The following is a 20,218-nucleotide window of genomic DNA, read 5'->3' as shown; positions in this document are numbered from 1 at the left end:
CTCATGGCGCCTTAGCTTGCGGCTTCGGATAACGCGCGTCGAGGGCGAGATTCGCGGTCAGCACGTTTACACGCGAACGACCGAGAAAGCCGAAGGTCGGCCCCTGCGTGTTCGCTGCGATGATCGCCGCAACCTGGTCCGGGGCGATGCCGCGGGTTTTGGCGATGCGAGCGACCTGGCGGTCCGCGTTCTCCGGCGAGATATGGGGATCCAGACCCGAAGCGGAAGCGGTAACCGCATCGGCCGGCAAGGACCCTTTCCCGTCGGCCTCCCGCAGCGCCTCGGCATCCGCCTTGATCCGTGCAGCGAGGTCCTCGTTCATGGGGCCCAGATTCGAGCCCGATGAGCCCGCTGCATCATAGCCGTCCTTGCCGGCGGCGGAGGGGCGGGGACGCAGATAGGCGTCGCCCTTGAAGTTCTGGCCGATCCACTGCGAACCGACGATCTCGCCTTGGGTATTGCGGATCAGAGAACCGCCGGCCTGGGACGGGAAGGCCGCGCCGGCGATACCGGTCACGCCGAGCGGGTAGGCAAGGCCGAGGACGAGGGTGAAGAACACCATCGAGGCGATGGCAGGACGAAGATGGGACAACATGGTTGGTGCTCCTTGTCCGCGGCGTCAGGCGAGCTTCAGGGCTGTGACGATCATGTCGATCAGCTTGATGCCGACGAAGGGCGCGATCAGCCCGCCGATGCCATAGAGGGTGAGGTTGCGCGAGAGCAGCTTGGCGGCGCCGATGGCGCGATAGCGCACGCCGCGCAGGGCCAGCGGGATCAGCGCGATGATGACCAGCGCGTTGAAGATCACGGCCGAGAGGATGGCGCTATGCGGGCTCGTGAGCCCCATGACGTTGAGGGCGCCCAAGGCCGGCAGCGCGGCCACGAACAGGGCCGGGATGATCGCGAAATATTTGGCGACGTCGTTGGCGATCGAGAAAGTGGTCAGTGCTCCGCGCGTGATCAGGAGCTGCTTGCCGACCTCGACGATCTCCAGGACCTTGGTCGGATCGCTGTCGAGATCGACCATGTTGCCCGCCTCGCGGGCGGCCTGCGCCCCGGTCTGCATGGCCACGCCGACATCGGCCTGCGCGAGCGCCGGGGCATCATTGGCGCCGTCGCCGCACATCGCGACGAGACGGCCCTTGGCCTGCTCGGTGCGGATCATGCGCAGCTTGTCCTCCGGGGTCGCCTCGGCGAGAAAATCGTCGACGCCGGCTTCGGAGGCGATGGCCGCAGCGGTGACGGGATTGTCGCCGGTGATCATCACGGTGCGCACACCCATGCGGCGAAGATCGGCGAAGCGATCCTTGACGCCGGGCTTCACCACATCCTTGAGGTGGATGACGCCGACCAGCGCACCGTTCTCGCTGACCGCGAGCGGCGTGCCGCCCGAGCGGGCGATGCGGTCGACCGCGTGGCGCATCTCGGCCGGGACCTGGCCGTCGCGCAGATCGAGCATGGTCAGCACGGCATCGACCGCGCCCTTGCGCCAGGACTGGCCGTTATCGTCGAGGCCCGACTGACGCGTCGTCGCGCTGAAGGCGATCGCGGTCGCATGGTCCGGGATGCTGGCAGTAATGCCTTGCTCCCGCGCCAATTCGACGATCGAGCGACCCTCGGGGGTCTCGTCGGCGAGAGAGGCCATGAGCGCGGCGCGCAGCGCATTGTCCGGGCGAACGCCCGGCGCCGGGATGACCTCGACGGCCATGCGGTTGCCGAAGGTGATCGTGCCGGTCTTGTCGAGCAGCAGCGTGTCGATGTCGCCCGCGGCTTCGACTGCGCGCCCGGAGGTCGCGAGCACGTTGACCTTGAGCAGCCGGTCCATGCCTGCGATGCCGACCGCGCTGAGCAATCCGCCGATCGTGGTCGGGATCAGCGTGACGAAGAGCGCACCGAGCACCATGGGATCGAGCGAGATGCCGGAGAAGGCACCAAGGCCGGTCAGGGTGACGACGGCTACCAGGAAGACCAGCGTCAGGCCGGCGAGCAGCACGGCAAGCGCAAGCTCGTTCGGGGTCTTGCGCCTGTCGGCGCCTTCCACCATCGCGATCATGCGATCGAGGAAGGAGGAGCCCGGCTGCGACGTGACCTTCATCTTGATCCAGTCGGAGACCACCGTGGTGCCGCCGGTGACGGCCGAGCGGTCGCCACCGCTCTCCCGGATCACCGGAGCGGATTCGCCGGTGATCGCGGCCTCGTTGACCGAGGCGACACCCTCGACGATCTCGCCATCGGCCGGGATCACGTCGCCGGCCTCGACCAGCACGAGATCGCCCGGAACGAGCTTGTGGGCCGCGGTCGGGATCATCGCATTCCGCTCAGGGTCGATGATCAGCTTGGCCTTGGTGGTGACGCGGGCGGCACGGAGCGAATCTGCCGCCGCCTTGCCGCGCCCTTCGGCAATGCTCTCGGCAAAATTGGCGAAGAGCACGGTGAGCCAGAGCCAGGCCGCGATCTGGATCGGAAACCCGGCAGGTGCGCCGGCGGAAAGGGCGACCGCGGCGGAAACCGTCGCGAGCGCCGCGACGACCTCCGTGGCCAGGATCACGGGATTTCCGGTGAGCTTGCGCGGGTCGAGCTTGACGAAGGCGCTCTTCAGCGCCGTCAGCACGACGCCCTGGTCGAAGCTGGAGGATTTGACGAAGGACATACTCATGGAAGCTTTCCTTTGTCGGCTCAACGAGCCGCCGCAAGCACCTGGAAGTGCTCGACGATTGGTCCGAGCGCGAGCGCCGGGAAGAATTGCAGGCCACCCAGGATCAGGATGATGCCGATCAGCAGGCCGACGAAGAGCGGGCTGTCAGAAGGCAGAGTGCCGGCGGTGGGCTGGAGTTTCGGCTTGGCCGCGATAGCGCCCGCGATGGCGAGCACCGGAATGGCATAGGCGAAGCGGCCGAGCAGCATCGCGATGCCGAGCGTGGTGTTCCACCAGGGCGCATTGGCGGTCAGGCCGGCATAGGCCGAGCCGTTGTTTCCCGTCGCCGAGGAGTATGCGTAGAGGATTTCGGTCAGACCGCGCGGCCCCTTGTTGAGCAGTCCCTCGAGCGCGACCGGCAGCACCGCAGCGATCGCGGAGAAGCCGAGGATCGAGAGAGGCAGGATGAGCACCGCCAGCATCGCGAACTTGATCTCACGTGCCTCCACCTTCTTGCCGAGATATTCCGGTGTACGCCCGACCATCAGGCCGGCGACGAAGACCGCGAGCAGCGCCATCACCACCATGCCGTAAAGGCCGGAACCGACGCCGCCGGGCAGAATCTCGCCGAGCTGCATCAGGAACATCGCAACGCCGCCTCCGAGCGGCATGTAGCTGCCATGCATGGAATTGACCGAGCCGTTCGAGGCACCCGTGGTCTGGGCGGCCCACATGGCCGACGTGGCGGCGCCGAAGCGGACTTCCTTGCCTTCCATGTTGGCCGAGGCATCGGGGATGCCAGCGGCGATCATTGCCGGCTGCGGCGTCAGCGTCTCGGACGCGTAGATGGCCGAGGCCGCGACGCCGACGAGGATCGCCATGACCGCGATCAGCGCGCGCGCCTCGCGGCGTGCACCGGCGACACGGCCAAAGGCGATGACCGTGCCGAAGGCGAGCGCGTTCAGTGAAACCACCTCGATCAGGTTGGTCAACGGCGTCGGATTCTCGAGCGGGTGCGCCGAGTTGACGTTGAAGATGCCGCCGCCATTGGTGCCCCATTGCTTGATGGCTTCCTGGCTCGCGGTCGGGAACAGCGAGATCACCTGCTTCGCGCCTTCGACGGTCGAAGCCTCGACATTGGCGAGCAGCGTCTGCGGCACACCGGCCGCGACCAGCGCAAGGGCTGTGACGATGGACAGCGGAAGCAGGACGTAGAGGACCGAACGGGTCAGATCGACCCAGAAATTGCCGAGGCCCTCGCACCGATCCGCAGCGAAGGCGCGCGACAATGCAGCGGCGACCGCGAGGCCAGCGCCGGCCGAGACGAAATTCTGCACGGTGAGCCCAGCCATCTGGCTGAGATTGCTCATCGTTGTCTCGCCGCCATAGGACTGCCAGTTCGTGTTGGTGACGAAGCTGACGGCGGTGTTGAAGGCGAGGTGCGGCGACAGCCCGTCAAAGCCTTGCGGATTGAGCGGCAGCACGCCCTGCAGGCGCAGCATCCCGTAGAGCAGCGCAAACCCGGCGGCGCTGAAGGCAATCAGCGCGCCGGCATAGCCGAACCACCCTTGCTGCCGGTTGCGGTCGACGCCGAAGGCTGCATAGGCCACGGCTTCGACCGGTTTCAGCACCGGATCGAGCCAGGTTCGTTCGCCCGCCCAGACGCGAGCCATGAAGATTCCAAGTGGCCAACCCACGGCCACAGTCAGCGCGATCGTGAAAACGATCTCGGCCCAGCCCCGCCAGTCCATGCGAGGTCTCCTTTATGAAAGCTGTGTCAGAAGCGGTCGGGGCGCAGCAGCGCAGCGACCATGTAGACCGCGAGCCCAAGCGCCGCGGCCCCGTAAAGCCAGGTGAGCGCCATGGTCGTCAGACCTTGCGCAACTGCGCAGCATAGGCCGCGAAGAGCCCGAAGGCTCCGAGCCCGAGCGCGATGAAGACGATGTCGGCCATGGCCAATCTCCAGTCAGGTTAGACCGGAGATGTGGTGCCTGGGGCAGTAAGGGGTCGAGGGGAAAGGCAGGGGGGAGGCATAAGGGTTCCATAAAGGTCGCCTGCAGCAACGATCTTTCGCTGGTCACTGGCGTTGGGCCTTGCAGGGGCCAGCGGAGCGATGGTCATGACCATTCAGGAGATGCCGGCATCAAAGGCCTATCGCCTGCTTGAGGCCGGACCGATCGTTCTCGTCACGACATCGGACGAGGGGCGGCCGAACGTCATGACCATGGGTTTCCACATGGTGATGCAGCATGCGCCGCCGTTGATCGGCTGCATCATCGGCCCGTGGGATCACAGCTACAAGGCGTTGCGGGCGAGCGGCGAGTGCGTGATAGCGATCCCGACAGTCGACCTCGCCCGAAAGGTGGTCGATATCGGCAATTGCTCGGGCGGTGAGATCGACAAGTTCAAGCGCTTCCGGCTCACTGCCAAGCCGGCGAAGGACGTCACGGCGCCGTTGATCGGCCAATGCCTCGCCAATATCGAGTGCCGCGTTGCCGATCGGAGCCTGATCGAGCGCTACAATCTGTTCATTCTGGAAGCCGTGCGGATCTGGGTTGACCCGGAACGGAAGGAACGCCGGACCCTGCATCATCGCGGCGACGGTACCTTTGCGGTCGATGGCAAGATCATCGACCTGCGCGAGCGCATGGTGCTGTGGACGCAGATCCAGGGCTAGGCCCAACGCACGCCGCGCCGCGTGTGCAGGGGGCTCGAAGCTGCACTCACCAGAACAAGGGGCGTCCCCCATAGGGGTAATAGCCCCACCCGGGCCCTCCTGCTTGTTCGAAGCGATAGAGGCGTGCAGCCGAGCGTGCCAAATCGACGTCGAGCAGGCATTTGGCAAATGCGTCAGTGCCTGGCCGGAAGCCATAGGATCGGCAACGCACTTCGTCGGCGCTACGCTGTTCTGCCGCAGTGATGGTTTGACAGGCAGCGAGGCCGCCGGAGATCAACACCATGGCGAGTAACGAGGCTCTCTTCATGATGCGGCTCCTATCCAGGCAACGGCTTGATAACTTTTGCCGCATTGATGGCCAAGATATGGCTAGATGGGCTGCCGCGCCAATGCGAGCAGCCCATTTATCGCCGCAAAATCCCTCAATGCGCGGATTGGCCGGCCTCTGGAATCTCGTAGCCGTCAGAGGCATAGGCGCCCAGCTTATTGCGGAGCGTTCTGATCGATATGCAAAGCATGGCGGCTGCATGGGTGCGATTGCCGCCGGTTTCCTTCAAGGTGGCGAGGATCAGATCGCGCTCGACATCTGCGACAGGTCGTCCGACGAGATGTTCGGCACCGTTCTCAGGGTCGAAAGCCTGCATGTCATCTTCCCTTTGTGAGCCCCCAGCTCCAACTCAGAAGACGATCCAAAAGGGGGCGAAAAGGGTTAATGAGAGGTAAATGACCATCGCAATCACTCAATCTTCTGCAAGGATACTGCCGTGGACCGGTCACCAATCCGGGGAAGCTGGCGGCGCCGGGGCGGCCTGGTTGCGATGAACTCCAGAGTTCATGTTCTGATCGCGCAAAAGCGCGCTTCTACATGGAAACAGTTGGCAAAATGGCGGCGGCCTGGGCCGCCGCCACATCGGGTCAGCTCTTGAGCTTGGCGTTGCACTGGCTCCAGTAGCCGCCGCCCTTCTCGATCCATTTCAGGGTGCCGTTGGCGTTGGCGGATTTGTTGGCATTGTATTGATCCGCGCAGGTCTTCAGCCGAGCCTTGCCGGGCGACTCATCCGAGTATTTCTGCGCGACGGTCTTGGGGAACACCGCCGCCTTTGCCCGCGCAGGAGCGGCGGCCGGACTGGCTCCGGGCGTTGCCGGCGCGGCAGCCGGAGCCGGAGCTACGGGAGCATCCTGGACAGCTGCGGCCGCATCGCTCTCCGCGGCATCGTCATCACCGCACTGAGCCTTGCGGAAATCGTTCCACTTCTGGCCCTTCAGAGTATTCGCCTTCTTGGCGTCCTGATATTTCGTACTGCATTCCTTCATCGTCAGTGCCTGGGACGGTGAGGAAAAGACGGTCGCGAGCACGAATGCCGACGCGGCTGCCAGGATCACTTGTCTAGCCATGGTCTGGTCTCCCAATGCCCGGCCACTGCCGGCGTGGAGATGGCACTCTATTTTCGCGGTTCAGGCAAGCGTCGAGGGTAAGATCCTGCGACCGCGCAGCCGCAGGCCCTTTGCCTGGCGCAAGGTCGAGACCGGTTTCGCCGATATCGCCGCCGCGCTCGCAGTGCGGTGCGCCTATCCGAGCTCCAGGGTGGTCACGCCGAACAGCTCGGGCGCCAGAGGAAACGGTGTGCCCAGATACATTCGCGTCGTCTCGAAACCAGGCCGAAGGCCGGCACCGACCAGCATGTCGATGAACCGCTGCCGCGCGGCTGGAACGTCGATATGGAGATCGCCTTCGGCAGAAGAACCTAGATTCTGCACCAGCGCGGTGGCCGTCGCGTCGTCTACTGCTGTGAGCGAACCGATCTTCCAGCCCGAGCGGCACTTGCGCACCACGCCGTACCCGGTGACCGCGCCATCCGAGATTGCGACGCGCGCATGATGCGGGGGCATGAGCCAGTGCGTCAGGAAGGTTTCCCGCGTCTCCGGAAAGCTCCTGCGATCAAAGGCCATGATCTCGCGCAGGAGATCCGGGGTGACGCCGTCCACCGTCCGGCTATCAGCCAGGCCGCGCGCAAAAGTGCCTCCGAAACGGATCGTTCGGTAAGAGGGCGCAAAGCCCTTTCGCCGGTAATCCTCGAATTGCTCGTCGACCCCATCGAGCCCGATTATGCGCCCATCGAGCCGCGCCATGCCTGCGTTCCAGACGGCCTTGCCATGACCTTGGCCGCGCATGTCCGCGCGGCAGATGTAGAGGCCGATGAACCCGTAGGTCGTTCCATAGGCAACCGCCGAGATGCCGGCGACCATCTCGCCATCGACGAAGGCGCCAATGAAACCCTCAGGGTCGGTCGCACGGAATACCGCCGCGTCATTGAGGCCGGGATTCCAGCCCTCCGCGGCAGCCCAGTCCATGAGTTGCTCGACTTCGAGCATCTCGAGCTTGCGAATGATGCGCTCGCTCATCTCGCTGTAAGCCTTTGCGGCGGAGGGATCCACATGGGTCAGATCTAACGCGTCGCGCTCGGCATTGCATAGATACCGCGCTCCGAGGGCGTCAGCCGGGCTGTCGTTGTTCAGGCCGGGGCGTGAGCCTTGAGATGGCGGGCGTAGCGGGTGAGCGGCAGGCAGATGACGAAATAGATCAATGCAACCAGGCCATAGACGGTGAGAGGCTCAAAGGTCGCATTAGAGATGGCATTGGAGGTTCGCATCAACTCGTCGAAACCGATGATCGAGGTCAGCGCCGTGCTTTTGACAAGCTGCACGAGATAGCCGACCACCGGCGCCCGTGTGATCGCAAAGGCCTGTGGCAAGATCACCAGCCGCATCTGATTGGGATAGTGCAGGCCGAGGCTCTTGGCAGCATCCCATTGCCCCTTCGGCAGGGCCTCGACCCCGCCGCGCCAGATTTCCGCGAGATAGGCGCTGGCGCAAAGGGTCAAGGCGACGACCGCCGCGGACCAGGGTTCAATGCGGAAGCCGATCAGCGGAAGCCCGAAGAAGACCAGGAACAGCTGCATCAGCAGGGGCGTGCCCTGGAAGAGCCCGATATAGAGATCGGCGACATGACGCAGCCAGTGACGGGATGAGACCCGCGCCAGCAGGATTGCCATCCCCACCACGCCACCGCCGATGAAAGCGACAATCGAGAGCAGGACCGTCCAGCGTGTCGCGAGCAGCAGGTTGCGCAGGATGTCCCAGAAGGTGAAGTCCATCAGGACGGCCCCCCGATCAGGAATTTCCGTCCGGAGAGGCCGAGGATGCGGCGCAACCCAATGCTCAACGCCAGATAGACCATGGTGACGACGAAATAGGTCTCGAAGGCGCGGAAGCTGCGCGCCTGCAGCATGTCCGCCTCATAGGTCAGTTCGCGCACCGAGATCTGCGACACCGCCGCGGATTCGAGCATCATGATGATGACCTGGCTCTGCAACGCCGGGAAAATCACCTTCAGCGCCTGCGGGAGGACAATCTTGACGAAGACCAGCGCGGGTCGCAGCCCAAGTGCGCGGCCGGCCTCCCTCTGACCATTGGGCACGGCATCCAGCCCCGCGGCGACGATCTCGGTGCCATAGGCCGAGAGGTTGATCGTCATCGCGAGGATTGCTGCGACGGCAGGATCAAGCCGCAAGCCAAGACTGGGCAGGCCGAAGAAGATGAAGAACAGCTGGACCAGAAACGGCGTGTTCCGGATCAGCTCGACATAGCTGCCGACCATGCCGCGCAGCCAGGGAGAGCGGCTGCGCACCGCCGCTGCCCCCAACACGCTGCAGACTGTACCGAGCACGGTCGTGACGGCGATCAACCCCACCGTCGCCATCGCGCCGCGCGCGATGGGTTCGGAGGCCTGGCTCAGCCAGTCGAAGTTGAGGCTGTAGGCCAAGCTTCAGAGATCCTTGGGATCAAGTGGCTTGCCGAGCCACTTGAGCGAGGCCTTGTTCAGCGTGCCGTCGGCGAGCAGTTTGGCGACAATCTCGTTGAGTGCCTGCTTGAGACGCGGCTCGTCCTTGTTCAGCGCGATATGGTCCGGCGACGTCATCAGCTGGAATTTCTGCTCGGGCTTCAACGTGGTCTGGCGCGAGAGCACCTGGGCGCCGACATCGTTGCCGACGACCATCAGCTGCGCCTGGCCCGAGATGAAGGCCTGGATGACGGAGTTGTAGCTGTCGAAGCGCTTGATGTCGGCGGAAGGCGGCGCAGCCTCGGTGAGCGAGGTGTCTTCCAGCGTGCCGCGGCTCACCGCGATCGACTTGCCGGCGAGGTCTGCCTTGCCTTCGACCTTTACGGCCTGCGGCCCGATGACGGCGATGTAGTAAGGGGCGTAGGCAGCGGTAAAATCGATGACCTTCTCGCGTTCGGCGCTGTGGCCGACGCTGAGCAGGATGTCGACGCGACGCTCGGTCAGATACGGAATGCGGTTCTGGCCGGTTACGTTGACCAGGTTGAGCTTCACCTTCAACGCGTTGGCTATGGTCTCGGCGATGTCGATGTCATAGCCCTTGAGGCTCATATCGGCGCTGGCCGATGAGAAGGGCGGAAAATCCGCGAAGACACCGACCTTCAGGGTGCCCGCCTTCGTGATGTCGTCGAGAGCGTCGGCACGAACCGGGGCCGTCGCAAGGCCGATGCCCGCCAGCAGGCTGAGTGCCAGCAGCGATGTCTTGATCGAGGAGGTCGTGGTCATATCGTTCATCCTTCCCTGAGAACGCTAGAGTGCGGCGGCAAGCCCGGTCGCGTTGCCGGACGGCATGGTGATGCAGGCATCGACCGGAAAGCCGATCGTCACGGCCTGACCTGGGCCGAGACCGTCGCCGACACGGTTGGCTTGCATCACGAGAATCTGCTCGCCGCCGGCCGTCTCGACCAGGATCTGGCGGGTAGAGCCGAGCAGGGCGACATTGAGGATCCGACCCTTCGCACTGTTGGCCATTCCAGCCGGATCAGCGTCGGCGGCGGTGGACAGGATGATGTTCTCGGGGCGGACACAGATGTCGATTGCGTCCGATGGGCAGTCCGGCACGGTGAGCGACAGGCCCGATCGGCTCAGGGCCCGGGCGAGGCCGGTTTCGCGCCGCGTCACCTGGGCTTCGATCCAGTTGGTGCGCCCCATAAAATCGGCGGCGAAGCGCGAGCCGGGGCGACCATAGACGTCTGACGGGGCGCCGACCTGGACGATGCGGCCCGCCTGCATCAGGAAGACGCGTTCACCCAGGCTCATCGCCTCTTCCTGGTCGTGGGTGACGACCATCGCCGTCGAATTGACGGCGGCCAGGACCTGCTTGAGTTCGGCGCGCAGGTCCTGCCGCAGCTTGGCGTCGAGCGCCGAAAGCGGTTCGTCGAGCAGGATGAGGCCTGGCCGCGTGGCCAGGGCGCGGGCGAGGGCGACGCGCTGCTGCTGGCCTCCGCTGAGCTGATGCGGCCGGCGGCTGCCGAAACCCTGCAACCTCACGAGCGCCAGCATCGCCTCGACACGATCGGGAATCTCGCGCCTGTCAGTGCCGCGGTGGCGCAGTCCGTAGGCAATGTTCTCCGCAACGGTCATGTGCGGGAACAGGGCATAATGCTGAAACAGCAGCCCGACATTGCGCTCATAGGGCTTGAGCGCAGTGACGTCGCGCCCCCCGATGCTGACCGTGCCGTGGTCGGGCCGTTCGAAGCCGGCAATGACCCGCAGGATGCTGGTCTTGCCGCAACCGCTCGGCCCGAGCAGGGCAACGGTTTCGCCGGCGGCGATCGAGAAGGAAACGTCATCGACGGCCGTAACGGCACCGAAGCGACGGCTGACTCTGTGAAATTCGACGGCGTTGCTCACGGTTTGACCCCTATGAACGAAACAGCCCCTGGCCCAACAGGCGGTCGAAACCGACGAAGCGCTCCAGAACGATGATGAGGACGGCGCTGATCGCCATCAGGAGAACGGCAGCGGCTGCGATCGTGAGATCGAAGGACGCGCGCATGTTGCTGACGAGGGCGACCGGCAAGGTGTAGGTCGACGGGTCCGTCAGGAACATGCTGACTGCAACGTCGTCCAACGATACGGCGAAGGCGAAGACTGCGCCTGTGATCATACCGCTCCGGATCAGGGGCAGGGTGATGTTCCAGAAGGCCTGGCGTTCCGTCGCGCCAAGGACCAGCGCCGCTTCTGTCAGGCGCCTGTCCCGACCGGTCAGGCTGGCGAGCACGGTGCGCACGACATAGGGCAGGGTGATCACGATGTGGCCGCAGAGCAGTCGGGTGAAGCCGTCGACGATGCCGATGCGCGACAGAAACAGCAGCAAGGCAAAGCCGATCACCACCGCCGGCACGATGAGTGGCGAAAGGAACGCGGCCATCAGCAGCGAGCGACCGTGAAAATTACTGCGATCGAGCGCGACCGCGGCGGCCGTGCCGACCAGCACATCGACCGCTGTCGTGAGGACGGCGATCTTGAGGCTGGTCGCCAGGCCGGTGGTGACGTAGTCGAGCGAAACCAGCTTCTCGAACCAGCGCATGGACAGCGCCGGCGGCGGCAACGGGCCAAGAAAGCTGCGGGCGTCGAAGGCGAGCAGGCAGGTGACCAGAAGCGGCGTCACCAGGAAGGCGAGCACCAGAACCAGCATCGCGATCATCGCGCCACCGAGGAGCCGGTCGCCAAGGCGCTTTGTGGTACCGGTCATGTGCGCGAGCCCCTACGACGCTGCACCAGCGAAACCAGAGACAGCACGAACAGCGTGATGACGAGCATCACGATCGAGACCGCGGCGCCGCTGGGATAGTTCGCGACATCGCTGAAGCGCGTGTAGATCGTGTTCGAGAGAAACAATACGCGCCCCTTTCCGAGCACCATCGGAATGACGAAGGCGCTGATCGAAAAGGTCATGGCGATCAGGAATGCCGATACCAGCCCGGGCAGGGCCAGCGGAACGGTGATGCCGAGATGCGCCTTCCAGGCCGGAGCGCCCAGCGATTGCGCCGCATCGCAGAAGCGAGGATCGATATTCTGGATCGTTCCCAGAAGGGTCAGCGTGCACATCGGCACGACCGCATGGAGTAGGCCGGCCGCGACCAGGGTTTCAGTGTACCAGCGGCTTGTCGGCGAAATCCCGAGCGCCAGAAGCAGTGGGCGCGCAACCCCGACCGAGCCGAAGGCCAGTTCCAGCGCGTAGGTGCGCACCAGCATGCTGAGCAGGACCAGCATCACCAGAAAGCCGATGCAGGCGGCGCGCTTGCGCGGCGAAAACCGCCGCACGATGCAATAGGCCAGTGGAAACGCCGCCAGCAGTCCAACAAACGATGCCGCTGCGCTCAGCTTGAAGGTTTCGTAGAGAACGCCGGCGAATGACGGCGTCACGAGCTCGCGATAATTCTCCAACGTCAGAGGCGCATCGACGGCCGAGCCGACCCGGCCCGGCACATATTGCTTGAGGCTTTCCAGCACGAGCCCGAACAGGGGGAGTGCAAAGATGACGAACAGCAGCAGCAAGCCCGGTGCGAGCAAGAAGAGCGTCGTGCGGGGCGGCGCAGGGATCGCGAGCGGCGCGTATTGGGCTGGGATAGCGGTCATGACACTCACAGCAGTGGCGCGATGTCGGACTCCCAACGCTTGGCCCAGGCATCCTGCTGGCCGAGCACGACCTTGTAGTCCGGCACATGCACGAAACTCTCGAACTCCTTCGGCGTGAAGGAGAGATGAGCCAGCTCCGGCGGGATGGCTGCCTTGCTGTTAAGCGGCGCTTCGCCAGCCACTTTTGCGTAAAGCGTGCTCATTTCGGGGCTGATCGCAAAATTGATGAAATCGCAGGTCGCCTTGCGGTTCGACCGATTCTTCATGACGGCAAAGCCGCTCTGGTAGAGGAAGGTCGCCATGCCGGCCTGTTTGGTAAGGCGGGTGATCTTGAAGTTCTTGGCGACGGCAGCCCAGCTCGGTTCGGCGAAGAAGCCGACTGAGGTCTCGCCGGAGGTGAAAGAGTTGGTGAAATCGACGTCGGTCACGGCAATGCGGCCGATATTGCCGGACTTCGCCAGGTCCTTCATCAGCTTCCAGCCCGGCTCCATATTGGACTCGTTGCCGCCGCCCTGCAGGGCCAGGGCGACGATCTGCAGCATCATGCTCTGGGTCGGTCCGGGCCAGCAGATCGCGCCCTTGAGGCGCTTGTCGAAGAGATCGTCCACCTTGCTGATGGCGAAGGGGGCAGTGTCGGTCCGGTAGCCGAAATACATGCCGCCGATGGCGCGAGGCACCGCTTTCACATTGCCTTTGGCGTCCCTCATCATGATCTTTTCCGGGATATCGGCCAGATTGGGGACGTCGGCCGCCGTGATGGTCTCGACCCAGTCCTCGGTGATCATGCTGTTGAAGGAGCCCTCCCAGCCGGCGATGTAGTCGTAGTCGACCCTGGGCCAACCCGCCTTGATCTTGGGGAGGATCGCTCCGGCTCCGCCCTGATGCAGGACCCAGTTGAACTGGGCGGCGGTTTGCCTGGCGGCGACCTGCTTCATCGCCTCGACGACGTCGCCGCCCCATTCGACAGCCGTGAGGCCGCTCGCAGTCTGGGCCCCGGCCACATGGGGCCAGGCGAGCCCTGCGGCGCCGCTCGCGCCTATCAGGGACAAAAGATGTCGGCGTGTCATCGTCATGGTGTCAGGTCCTTCGCGCCAGAGGGTCGAGGGGCCACAGGCTGTGCCGATCGTGCGGGACGATCAGGCTCCCGAGCCGTTCAGAGGCACGATTGCACTCGCAAGCAGGGCGCGGCGGTACGGCGAAAATGCTTGTCCGGCTATAAGCGGGCGTGAATGCCGGAACCGATTCAGGGGCGGCGCAGGTCGCTCTGCTGTGCGATGAAGTCCGAGAGGTAGCGCGCTTCGCCTGGCGCGCCGGTCCGGGAATAGAGCCCGATGCTGACCTCGACCGGCTCAGGCAGCCCGGCGGCATGGTCGAGCACCCGGCAATCCTCCGGGATCGTCGCCGCGATCATCGGGCCGATGCCGATGCCGACGCGCACGGCGGTCGCCATGGCAACCAGCGTCGAGGCTTCGCAGACGATCTTCCACTGCAGGTCATGCCCCGACAGCGCGGCCAGCGCAGGTGTGCGCCACGGGCAGGATTCCTCGAACATGATGATCGGCAAGGGCGAACTCGTCGAGATCACCATGTCCGAGCGCACGACCCAGAGCAGCCGGTCCGACCAGACCAGGGTTGGCTTGCGGTTGAGCCGTGTCGTGTCACAGACTGCGATGTCGAGCTTCTCGTTCTCGAACATAGCGGCAAGGCGCTTGTTGGGCTCGACGATGATATCGATGTCGACCTTGGGGTTCTGGTCGCGAAAGGCTTTCAGGATTTCAATCAGGCGCGTCGCGGCGAAATCCTCGACGACCCCGAGCCGGACCCGCCCTTCGATCATCTTGCCGTTGAGGCGTTTTCCGATCTCGCTGTTGAGCCTCAGGATTTCGCGGGCATAGGGCGTGAGCAGGACTCCATTATTGGTCAGCTCAAGCCCCTTCGACGAGCGCTCGAACAGGTCGCTGCCCAGCAGTTCTTCAAGCTTGCGAATCTGCATGCTGACCGCCGCCTGTGTGCGGTTCAGCGACAAGGCGGCACCATTGACCGTTCCGACTTCAGCGACGGTCAGGAAGGCGCGCAGCAGATAAGGGTCCAGTTCCAGCATCGCACCCGCACCATATCATCGAAGCTGGTTCTACGCAGCCATACCGGCTGGCCTGCAGCCGCCTGACCCGAGCGTCGTCCGCCCGCCGCCGGGAGGAGGCAAAGGGGGCGCTATTCAGTTTCGCTTATAGGGCCGCGTGCCTTTTCGCCGTTCCGGCAGCCTCGTTCTTTTGCCAGCCTTCCGGGCTTCCGCATCATTCCCTGCAGGTTGCCATGCCCTTCGACAATGCCGCCCTCGACCGCTTGCGCCAGCGCTACGCTTCGGCCGGCGGTGGCGAGATGTACGATCCTCATTTCAAGGCCGTCGCGGACACTATTTTTCAGGGCGCGGACCGGCGCAAATGGCCGTTTGCCGATCCGGCAACTTTCCTCGACGCTCCCTTTCTGGCGGACGGGCTCTCGGCTGAAAAACTGGCCGGGCTCGACGTAGCATTGATCGGCGTGCCGATGGATCTGGGCGTGACCAACCGTGCCGGCGCCCGGCTTGGGCCCCGCGCTGTCCGCGCCGTCGAGCGCATCGGACCGTATGAGCATGTGCTGCGCGTTGCGCCGCTCGGCAGATTACGCGTCGCCGATGTCGGAGATATCGCGCTCAGCAGTCGCTACAGTCTGGCTGATTGCCATGCAGACATCGAAGCCTGCTATCGCATGATCGGCGAAACCGCGACGATTCCGCTCTCGGTTGGCGGCGATCATTCGATCACCGGCTCGATCCTGAAGGGACTGGGCGCCAAGCGCCCGGTCGGCATGATCCACATCGACGCGCATTGCGACACCGCCGGGCCCTATGAAGGCTCGAAATTCCATCACGGTGGCCCGTTCCGGGAGGCGGTCCTGGCCGGCGTGCTCGATCCCACACGGACGATCCAGATCGGTATTCGGGGCGGCGGCGAATATCTCTGGGAGTTCTCCTTCGATTCCGGAATGACCGTGATCCATGCCGAGGAGGTCGGGACCATGGGGCTGCAGGCGGTAATCGAGAAGGCCAAGGCCGTCGTCGGTTCCGGACCCGTCTATGTCTCCTTCGACGTCGACAGCCTGGACCCGGGCTTCGCCCCTGGTACTGGCACCCCCGAAGTTGGAGGGCTCTTGCCGCGCGAAGTGCTGGAGATCCTGCGTGGCGTCGCAGGCGTCGACATCATCGGCGGCGATGTCGTCGAAGTCGCTCCACAATACGATCCAACCACCAATACCGCGCAAGTGGCGGCGCAGGTTCTGTTCCAGTTGCTCTGCCTCGTGGCCTGCAAGAAGTGATCCTGCCCGAGCGGGATCCCAGCACAGATCAATTCTCCGGCTGTCGCCTTCCGCCTTTCAGCGATCCCGGACCCTTGGTTCAGCTTGCCTGATCTGTCCGGGACCGATGTCCGAGCGCCCCGTGAGGAAGCGATGGCTTCACGGGGCGCCTGATGCGTCCGGCACGGAAACGGTGGCGGCGATTGCCGCTGTACCCGCAAGGCCGTCACCGCCAGCGACCCGGCGATAATCTATGGCTGTTGCGTCCGTAGCAGCGCCCGCAATGCCAGGGCGTTCAGGGAAGGTCGAGGCACCATCGGTGACATTGCATTTATAGTCGTTAATATGCATCATGAGGTATGATTCCAAACCCATCCTCGATTTCCAGGACAAGCCGCCTTGCCGGCCGTGACTATGTAGTTGCGGACTTGCAGGCGACGCTGGGGACCGACCTCCTGCGCCTGCCGCATGTCCTGCGCATTCTCGCCGAGAACGTCGTTCGCCAGCCCATGGGAGCGGACGAGCGCAATGCCGCATTGCAGGGCATTCGCGGCTGGCTCGCGGGCGGACGCTCGGATGGCGAGATCGCCTTTCAGCCAGGTCGTGTTCTCATGCATGACACGACATGCACGCCTGCGCTGGTCGATGTCGCCGCCATGCGCGACTCGATCGCCGAAGGCGGCGGTGATCCCAAGCGGCTCAGCCCGGTCCTGTCGCTCGACGTCTCGGTCGACCATTCGCTGGGCGTCGATCTTTCGGCGTCGCCGGACGCGATGCGCGTCAATCTCGAACGGGAATACAAGCGAAACGGCGAGCGCTATCGCTTTCTCAAATGGTCCACGCTGGCCCTTGACGGCGTCCGGGTGCATCCGCCCGGCACCGGCATCATGCACACGATCAATCTGGAGCAACTCGCGACGGTCGTGACCACCCAAACCGTCGACGGTCGGGTCTGGGCCGTCCCGGACACACTGATCGGCACCGATAGCCACACTCCGATGATCAATGGCATCGGTGTCCTCGGCTGGGGCGTTGGCGGGCTCGAGGCCGAGAGCGTGATGTTCGGCATGCCGGTGATGATGCGCATCCCCGAGGTGATCGGCGTGCGCCTGATCAACCGCCTGCGTGAAGGCGTCAGTGCCACGGATCTTGCGCTGACCGTGACGCAACGGCTGCGTGCGCAGGGCGTCGCCGGCGCATTCGTCGAGTTCTTCGGGCCAGGAGCCGCGACGCTGTCGGGAGGTGAGCGCGCTGTCATCGCCAATATGGCGCCGGAATTCGGTGCCTCGACCGGATATTTTCCGATCGATGAAGCGACGCTGGCCTATCTCGCTCAGACGGGGCGCAAACCCGATCATATCGCGTTCGTCTCTGATTACGCTCGGTCTCAGGCGCTGTGGTTCGACCCGCAGGCGCAACCACGCTTTACTGAGATCGTCGAGATCGATCTGGCGGCGATCTCGATCAGCCTCGCCGGCCCCCGACGGCCGCAGGATCTGGTCGCGCCGGATGAGGTGGTTCCCGCGCTCGAGGCGATGCCGCAGGCGAAGACGCCCGCGCCCGCGGCCGGATTGCCCCGCTTTCCCGTCGCGATTGCCGCGATCACAAGCTGCACCAATACGTCAGATCCGCGGTTGCTGGTGGCCGCTGGCCTGGTGGCGCGCAAGGCACGCCAGCTCGGCCTCACCCCCCCCGCCTGGGTCAAGACATCACTCGCCCCCGGTTCACCCTCGGCCGAGCGCTATCTTCGGCGTGCCGGCCTGCTCGAGGATCTCGAAGCGCTTGGCTTCGGAATCGTTGGTTATGGCTGCACAACCTGCATCGGGAATTCCGGCCCACTTCGTCCTGCAATGGATGAAGCCGCGCGCGCGGGCACGGTCCTTCCTGTTGCTGTCCTGTCCGGCAACCGCAACTTTCCCGGCCGCGTCCATGGCCAGATCGATGCCGGCTTCCTGGCCTCTCCAGCGCTGGTCGTCGCCTATGCGCTGGCGGGAGATGCCGATCGCGACATCACCAAGGGCACTCTCGCGACCACGGCCGACGGAACCCCTGTCGACCTGGCAGCACTCTGGCCGAGCGGGGCCGAGATCGATTCCGCCTTTGCGCGAGCGCTTGATCCCGTCGATTTCGCTGAAGCCTTTGCGCAGGCCTCTGCGAGCAGGAGCTGGAAGGAACTCGATGCTCCGGCGAGTGCGGGTTTCCCCTGGGATCCGTCATCGACCTATCTGCGCCCGCCACCCTTTGCCCGCGCAGATCAGCCAGCCCGGCTCGGCCATTACAGCGCCCACCCCCTGATTGTGCTCGGTGACGACATCACGACCGATCATATTTCGCCCGCAGGCCAGATCCCGTCCGAGAGCGAGGCCGCGCAATGGCTGATCGCACAGGGCGAAGATGCCCAGGACCTCAACGTCTATGCCTCGCGGCGCGGCAATTGGGAGGTCATGCTGCGTGGCCTCTTTACCAATCGCACGGTGGTCAACCGTCTCGCGCCGCGCATCGCGCCCGGCTCGACCATCCATGTTCCGAGTGGCGAGACCCTGCCGCTCTGGCGGGTGGCCGAGCGCTATCGCCAGTCAGGAAAGGCGATGGTCGTCGTCGCGGGTGAGCGGTACGGCACCGGTTCATCGCGCGACTGGGCGGCCAAGGGTCTCGGCCTGCTCGGTGTCGCGGCCGTTCTGGCCGAGAGTTTCGAGCGCATCCACCGGTCCAACCTGATCGGGATGGGCATTCTGCCGCTGTCGCTCGCGGCCGGGGAGGGCGTGGAAGCGCTGGCGCTTGCGCCAGGCGACATGATCGAGATCGAAGCCATGCCGCACGCCATCCTTCCGCGCTGCAAGGTTCCGGCAAGGCTCCATCGCAAGGCCGGGCGTACCCAACCACTCTTCCTGCGCGCCGCAGTCGAGACCGCGCTCGAATGCGCGACGCTGCGCGCCGGCGGCATCATTCCGTTGATCCTCGGGCGCCACCTGACGGCACCCGCCACGTCCTTCACCGTCAGCGGCGAAGAGTTGCCCGGCCAAGCGCGGGCGTAACCGGCGCAAACGCGCCCAATCCAACACGATCGGGGAGGATCGAGATGACCATCGGCAGAATTTTCGCAGCGGGCCTGCTTGCCGCGATGGCGATGACGCCAGAACTGGCGACGGCCCAGACGCCGCCGCAGGAACTCAAGATCATCGCACCCGCCGGGCCAGGCGGTGGTTGGGATGGCGCCGCCCGCTCGATCCAGCAGGTGCTGACCGAAACGAAGGCGGTCCGCGGCGTCCAGGTCACGAATGTCACCGGGGCCGGCGGCACGATCGGGCTTGCCCAGTTCATCAACGGTGCCAAGGGCGATCCGAACCAGCTCCTGGTCAACGGCATCACCATGGTCGGGGCGATCCTGACCAACAAGTCGCCGGTCACGCTGGACCAGGTGACGCCGCTTGCGCGTCTCACCGGCGATCCGCTGGTCATCGTCGTTCCCGAGACCTCTCCACACAAGACGATGAAGGACTTCCTCGCCGCGATCACAGCCGACGTCGCCCGGGTGACCTGGGCCGGCGGATCGGCGGGAGGCGCCGACCATATCCTTGCTGCGCTCGTGACGAAGGTGGCCGGCGCTGATGCCGGCAAGGTCAACTATGTCGCATTCTCCGGTGGCGGGGAGGCGCTCGCGGCCATGCTCGGAGCCCGTGTCACGGCCGGCGTTTCCGGCTATGGCGAACTCGAGGGCCAGATCAAGGCCGGCAAGCTGCGCGCGCTGGCCATTTCCTCGGGCAAGCGGCTTGACGGCGTCGATGTGCCGACGCTGAAGGAGCTCGGCTACGATGTCGAGGTGGTCAACTGGCGGGCGGTCATGGCCGCGCCGGGCATCAGCGCCGAACAGAGGGCTCAGTTGACCAAGCTCTTCGATACGATGGTTGCGAGCGGCGAGTGGAAAGCGCTGCTGAAGGCGCGCGGCTGGGACGACTATTATCTTGCGGGGGAGGCGTTCGCAGCCTTCCTCAGGGAAGAGCAGATTCGGGTCGGCGACATCCTGCGCACGATTGGTCTGGTGAAATAGGCACCTTGCCTGCGAGCCGTGTCATCACCTAGAGCCACTGTC

19 protein-coding genes and 1 pseudogene are annotated in these 20,218 nt (G+C 64.7%); 4 read left to right on the top strand and 16 right to left on the bottom strand.

Annotated features, from left to right (window positions below):
- Position 1: 1 nt before the first annotated feature.
- Genes kdpC through kdpF form a run of 4 tightly spaced genes read right to left on the bottom strand, consistent with a single transcriptional unit; the run spans position 2 to position 4,499 of the window.
- A complete protein-coding gene (kdpC, locus tag AC1DGP_RS18990) occupies positions 2 to 595 on the bottom strand; it encodes a potassium-transporting ATPase subunit KdpC (protein ID WP_441507663.1) in 594 nt (197 codons plus the stop codon).
- A gap of 24 nt (positions 596 to 619) precedes the next feature.
- Positions 620 to 2,656: a potassium-transporting ATPase subunit KdpB gene (gene kdpB / locus AC1DGP_RS18985; RefSeq protein ID WP_441507664.1), complete on the bottom strand. Its 2,037-nt coding sequence runs from the start codon at positions 2,654 to 2,656 to the stop codon at positions 620 to 622.
- Positions 2,657 to 2,676: 20 nt separating this feature from the next.
- Positions 2,677 to 4,386 (bottom strand): potassium-transporting ATPase subunit KdpA, encoded by a 1,710-nt coding sequence (kdpA, locus tag AC1DGP_RS18980; protein ID WP_476832418.1) that lies wholly within the window; start codon positions 4,384 to 4,386, stop codon positions 2,677 to 2,679.
- A 26-nt stretch (positions 4,387 to 4,412) separates the two neighbouring features.
- Positions 4,413 to 4,499, bottom strand: coding sequence for a K(+)-transporting ATPase subunit F (gene kdpF / locus AC1DGP_RS18975; RefSeq protein ID WP_069880828.1), 87 nt, complete (start codon positions 4,497 to 4,499; stop codon positions 4,413 to 4,415).
- A gap of 261 nt (positions 4,500 to 4,760) precedes the next feature.
- Here kdpF and AC1DGP_RS18970 point away from each other — a divergent pair, with 261 nt between their 5' ends.
- A complete protein-coding gene (locus AC1DGP_RS18970) occupies positions 4,761 to 5,312 on the top strand; it encodes a flavin reductase family protein (protein WP_476832429.1) in 552 nt (183 codons plus the stop codon).
- 46 nt (positions 5,313 to 5,358) lie between these two features.
- Here AC1DGP_RS18970 and AC1DGP_RS18965 read toward each other — a convergent pair whose 3' ends face one another.
- The 12 genes and pseudogenes from AC1DGP_RS18965 to AC1DGP_RS18910 all read right to left on the bottom strand — a co-directional run bounded on the left by AC1DGP_RS18965 (position 5,359) and on the right by AC1DGP_RS18910 (position 14,896).
- Positions 5,359 to 5,619 carry a hypothetical protein gene (locus AC1DGP_RS18965; RefSeq protein ID WP_441507666.1) on the bottom strand — a complete coding sequence of 87 codons (261 nt, stop codon included), beginning with the start codon at positions 5,617 to 5,619 and terminating at the stop codon, positions 5,359 to 5,361.
- A gap of 115 nt (positions 5,620 to 5,734) precedes the next feature.
- Positions 5,735 to 5,923: pseudogene (locus AC1DGP_RS18960) on the bottom strand (helix-turn-helix domain-containing protein); the annotation flags it as partial.
- 304 nt (positions 5,924 to 6,227) lie between these two features.
- Positions 6,228 to 6,707 carry a hypothetical protein gene (locus AC1DGP_RS18955; RefSeq protein WP_476832417.1) on the bottom strand — a complete coding sequence of 160 codons (480 nt, stop codon included), beginning with the start codon at positions 6,705 to 6,707 and terminating at the stop codon, positions 6,228 to 6,230.
- A 174-nt stretch (positions 6,708 to 6,881) separates the two neighbouring features.
- On the bottom strand, positions 6,882 to 7,715 hold the full coding sequence (locus AC1DGP_RS18950) for a GNAT family N-acetyltransferase (protein WP_476832416.1): 834 nt from the start codon (positions 7,713 to 7,715) through the stop codon (positions 6,882 to 6,884).
- A 110-nt stretch (positions 7,716 to 7,825) separates the two neighbouring features.
- Positions 7,826 to 8,470, bottom strand: a complete 645-nt coding sequence (locus tag AC1DGP_RS18945; RefSeq protein ID WP_441508760.1) for an amino acid ABC transporter permease — start codon at positions 8,468 to 8,470, stop codon at positions 7,826 to 7,828.
- Positions 8,467 to 9,135: an amino acid ABC transporter permease gene (locus AC1DGP_RS18940; RefSeq protein ID WP_441508756.1), complete on the bottom strand. Its 669-nt coding sequence runs from the start codon at positions 9,133 to 9,135 to the stop codon at positions 8,467 to 8,469. The genes AC1DGP_RS18945 and AC1DGP_RS18940 overlap by 4 nt, the downstream gene beginning before the upstream one ends.
- A gap of 3 nt (positions 9,136 to 9,138) precedes the next feature.
- On the bottom strand, positions 9,139 to 9,936 hold the full coding sequence (locus AC1DGP_RS18935) for a transporter substrate-binding domain-containing protein (RefSeq protein WP_441508755.1): 798 nt from the start codon (positions 9,934 to 9,936) through the stop codon (positions 9,139 to 9,141).
- Positions 9,937 to 9,960: 24 nt separating this feature from the next.
- Positions 9,961 to 11,064: an ABC transporter ATP-binding protein gene (locus AC1DGP_RS18930; RefSeq protein WP_441479061.1), complete on the bottom strand. Its 1,104-nt coding sequence runs from the start codon at positions 11,062 to 11,064 to the stop codon at positions 9,961 to 9,963.
- A 10-nt stretch (positions 11,065 to 11,074) separates the two neighbouring features.
- Positions 11,075 to 11,908: an ABC transporter permease gene (locus AC1DGP_RS18925; protein WP_441508754.1), complete on the bottom strand. Its 834-nt coding sequence runs from the start codon at positions 11,906 to 11,908 to the stop codon at positions 11,075 to 11,077.
- A complete protein-coding gene (locus AC1DGP_RS18920; RefSeq protein WP_441508753.1) occupies positions 11,905 to 12,795 on the bottom strand; it encodes an ABC transporter permease in 891 nt (296 codons plus the stop codon). Before AC1DGP_RS18920 ends, AC1DGP_RS18925 begins: the two co-directional genes overlap by 4 nt.
- A gap of 5 nt (positions 12,796 to 12,800) precedes the next feature.
- Positions 12,801 to 13,868: an ABC transporter substrate-binding protein gene (locus AC1DGP_RS18915; RefSeq protein ID WP_441508752.1), complete on the bottom strand. Its 1,068-nt coding sequence runs from the start codon at positions 13,866 to 13,868 to the stop codon at positions 12,801 to 12,803.
- Between the two features lie 170 nt (positions 13,869 to 14,038).
- Complete coding sequence (locus AC1DGP_RS18910) at positions 14,039 to 14,896, bottom strand: LysR substrate-binding domain-containing protein (protein WP_441491675.1); 858 nt, start codon at positions 14,894 to 14,896, stop codon at positions 14,039 to 14,041.
- Positions 14,897 to 15,108: 212 nt separating this feature from the next.
- Here AC1DGP_RS18910 and speB point away from each other — a divergent pair, with 212 nt between their 5' ends.
- From speB to AC1DGP_RS18895, 3 genes are all read left to right on the top strand, one after another.
- Positions 15,109 to 16,149 carry an agmatinase gene (gene speB, locus AC1DGP_RS18905; RefSeq protein WP_441491674.1) on the top strand — a complete coding sequence of 347 codons (1,041 nt, stop codon included), beginning with the start codon at positions 15,109 to 15,111 and terminating at the stop codon, positions 16,147 to 16,149.
- A 338-nt stretch (positions 16,150 to 16,487) separates the two neighbouring features.
- Complete coding sequence (gene acnA / locus AC1DGP_RS18900; RefSeq protein WP_441508751.1) at positions 16,488 to 19,163, top strand: aconitate hydratase AcnA; 2,676 nt, start codon at positions 16,488 to 16,490, stop codon at positions 19,161 to 19,163.
- Positions 19,164 to 19,207: 44 nt separating this feature from the next.
- A complete protein-coding gene (locus AC1DGP_RS18895) occupies positions 19,208 to 20,176 on the top strand; it encodes a Bug family tripartite tricarboxylate transporter substrate binding protein (RefSeq protein WP_476832415.1) in 969 nt (322 codons plus the stop codon).
- The last annotated feature ends 42 nt before the right edge of the window (positions 20,177 to 20,218 follow it).

The sequence above is a fragment of the Allobosea sp. 05T433 genome (assembly GCF_056396065.1).
This window is presented reverse-complemented; position numbering and strand designations above follow the sequence as displayed.